This is a genomic window from Mycobacterium sp. TH-M15, assembly GCF_057473705.1.
On the sequence record NZ_JBYCLB010000463.1, the window covers coordinates 1 to 2,878 of the forward strand.

A 2,878-nucleotide genomic window follows, 5' to 3' on the forward strand; every position below is an offset into this window, starting at 1 on the left:
GGCGAGCAGAGCCGCACCGATGCCGCCGGCGGCGCCGGCGCCGGCCGCGGCGCTCACCGGGCGCCCGGCCGCCCGGTCGAGCTGCACCGCCCACGCCGCCAGGCGCTGCTCGAGCGCGGTGACCGTGGCGGGGTCGGCGCCCTTCTGCGGTCCGAACACGCGCGCCGACCCCCACGGGCCGAGCAGCGGGTACTCCACGTCGGAGGCGGCGACCACGTCGGTTGCGGCCAGCAGGCGACGCCCCGCGGCCAGCCCGCCGAGCTCGTCGACCAGGCCGCGGCCGCCGTCGGTGCTGGCACTGCCGCCCAGGCCGACCACGATCCGTTCGGCGCCGGCCCGCACCGCGGCGGCGATCAGTTGGCCGACCCCCCCGCTCTGCGCCGCCCACGCGGTCTCCGGCGACGGCGGCCCACCGATCAGGCCGAGCCCGCACGCCTGCGCACACTCCAGATACGCCGTCGCGGTGGCCGGGTCGAACACCCATTCCGCGGTGACGTCGTCGTCGAGCGGGCCGCTCACCCGCAGCTCCCGCAGCTCCCCCAGCCGGCTGGCCCGCACGGCCACGAAGCCGGGCCCACCGTCGGACTGCGGGGCGATGGTGAGCCGGTCGGACGGGCGGGTGCGATGCCAGCCGGCGGCGATGGTGGCCGCAGCCTGCACCGCGGTCAGCGTCTCCCCGTAACTGTCCGGGGCGATCAGCACCCGCAGCGGCGTCGGCGGAGCGGCGGACGTCGCCGCGCCGACCATACCCGCCATACCCGCAGCGTAATAAAGCCGCATCCGGGGCCAGTAGGCTGGCCGACATGAAGCTGCCGGGACGCCGGCGGGGCGACTCCGCCGCCGCCGAGGACTCCATCGAGCTGACCACCGCCGAAGACGCCGTCGAACTCACCGCTGACGCCGGGGCGTCCGCCCTGCAGACGACGGCGCCGAAGGGCCGGCCGACGCCCAGACGCGACGCGGCGCGGCGTCGCGGCCCGGTGGCGCCGGCACCGATGACCTCGGCCGAGGCGCGTGCCCGACGCAAGGCACTGGCCGGACCGAAGCTCAGCCGCGAGGAACGCCGCGCCCAGAAGGATCAGCGCCGGGAGCGGATGGCAGAGCGGCGGGACGGGATGCTGGGCGGCGACGAGAGGTACCTGACCGACCGCGATCGCGGACCGGTGCGCCGCTACGTTCGCGACGTGGTGGACGCGCGCTACAACGTCCTCGGCCTGTTCCTGCCCGCGGCGCTGGGCCTGCTGTTCATGACGATGGCGGCACCGGCTCCGCAGCTGCAGGTCTTCGTGTCGCTGGCGATGATGGTGCTGATGGCGGCGATGGCCGTGGACGGGGTGCTGCTGGCCCGCAAGGTGACCAAGCTGGTCGACGCCAAGTTCCCGGACAACGTCGAAAGCCGCTGGAAGCTGGGCTTCTACGCCGCCAGCCGGGCTTCGCAGCTGCGTCGTATGCGGGCGCCGCGACCGCTGGTGCGTCGCGGCGAACGGCTCGGCTGACCGTCGGGTGGGACCCGGACCCGTCGTGCTGGAGTTCGCACCGATCACACCGCCGGATCCGGCCACGGCCGCGGCGGCCCGGACCCGCCAGGACACGCTGGCCAAGCCGCCCGGCACGCTCGGCCGGCTGGAGGACCTGTCGGTGTGGGTGGCCGCCTGTCAGGGGCGCTGCCCGCCGCGGCAGTTTCAGCGGGTCCGGGTGGTGGTGGTCGCCGGGGACCACGGCGTGGCCGGCGCCGGGGTCTCCGCCTTCCCGTCGGAGGTGACCGCGCAGATGGTGGCCGCCATGGCCGCCGGCCGTGCGGCGATCAACGCGCTGGCCACCGTGGCGGGCGCCGAAGTCCGGGTGGTGGATCTGGCCGTCGACGCCGACCCGCCGACGGAACGGATCGGCCGGTACAAGGTCCGTCGCGGCAGCGGTGACATCCGGGTCGAGGACGCGCTGACCGCCGACGAGACGGTGGCCGCCGTCGACGCGGGCCGGAAGGTCGCCGACGACGAGGTCGACTCCGGCGCCGACCTGTTGATCGCCGGTGATATGGGCATCGGAAACTCCACCGCGGCAACGGCTCTGGTGGCCGCACTCACCGGCAACGAACCGGTGCGGGCGGTCGGGTACGGCACCGGTGTCGACGACGCCGGGTGGGCCCGGAAGGTGGCGGCGGTCCGCGACGCGCTGTTCCGGGCCCGGACGCTGACATCCGACCCGATCGGGCTGCTGGGCTGCTGCGGCGGGGCGGACCTGGCCGCGCTGGCTGGATTCTGCGCGCAGGCCGCGGCGCGGCGCACCCCGCTGCTGCTCGACGGGCTGGCGGTGACGGCGGCCGCGCTGGTCGCCGAGGAGCTGGCCCCCGGTGCCCGGAAGTGGTGGCGGGCCGGGCACCGCTCGACCGAGCCGGCGCACGGTTTGGCGCTGGCGCGGCTGGGTCTGGAGCCGATCCTGGATCTGGGAATGCGGCTGGGCGAAGGCACCGGCGCGGCGGTGGCGCTGCCGGTGCTGCGGTCGGCGGTGGCCGCGTTGGCGTCGACGGCCACCTTCGACGAGGCCGGAGTCGCCGGGCAGCCGTCGCCATGATCCGTTCGCTGGGGAGTGCGTTCGCATTCGCGACCGTGCTGCCGGTGCCCGGCCCGCCTCCGGTGGGCCGCGGCACGGTGACCGCGCTGCCGGTGGTGGGTGTCGCCCTGGGTGGGCTGGCCGCCGCGGTGACCTGGGCCGCCGGCTTGGCGTTCGGTGCGGGCAATCCGCTGACCGGGCTGCTGGCGGTGGCCGCGCTGCTGGTCGTGACCCGCGGGCTGCACATCGACGGGGTCGCCGACACCGCCGACGGGTTAGGCAGTTATCGCCCGCCCGCGGAGGCGCTGCGGGTGATGCGGGACGGGTC

4 protein-coding genes are annotated in these 2,878 nt (G+C 75.9%); 3 read left to right on the forward strand and 1 reads right to left on the reverse strand.

All coding sequences use genetic code 11. The features are described from left to right. Nucleotides 1–708: glycerate kinase (locus AC2VNT_RS11205; protein WP_486946925.1), on the reverse strand; the 708-nt coding region annotated here is incomplete at its 3' end. A 95-nt stretch (nt 709–803) separates the two neighbouring features. Between AC2VNT_RS11205 and AC2VNT_RS11210 the strand changes: the two genes are divergently transcribed. The 3 genes from AC2VNT_RS11210 to AC2VNT_RS11220 form a co-directional block, all read left to right on the forward strand. Next, complete coding sequence (locus AC2VNT_RS11210) at nt 804–1,496, forward strand: DUF3043 domain-containing protein (protein ID WP_486946922.1); 693 nt, start codon at nt 804–806, stop codon at nt 1,494–1,496. 25 nt (nt 1,497–1,521) lie between these two features. Next, entirely contained in the window at nt 1,522–2,571 is a 1,050-nt protein-coding gene (gene cobT / locus AC2VNT_RS11215) for a nicotinate-nucleotide--dimethylbenzimidazole phosphoribosyltransferase (protein WP_486946923.1), read from the forward strand. Then, nucleotides 2,568–2,878: adenosylcobinamide-GDP ribazoletransferase (locus tag AC2VNT_RS11220; RefSeq protein ID WP_486946924.1), on the forward strand; the 311-nt coding region annotated here is incomplete at its 3' end. The genes cobT and AC2VNT_RS11220, both read left to right, overlap by 4 nt.

Coding starts and splice junctions, on each gene's coding strand:
- AC2VNT_RS11210 (WP_486946922.1), top strand. CDS start 804: ATGAAGCTGCCGGGACGCCGGCGGGGCGACTCCGCCGCCGCCGAGGAC.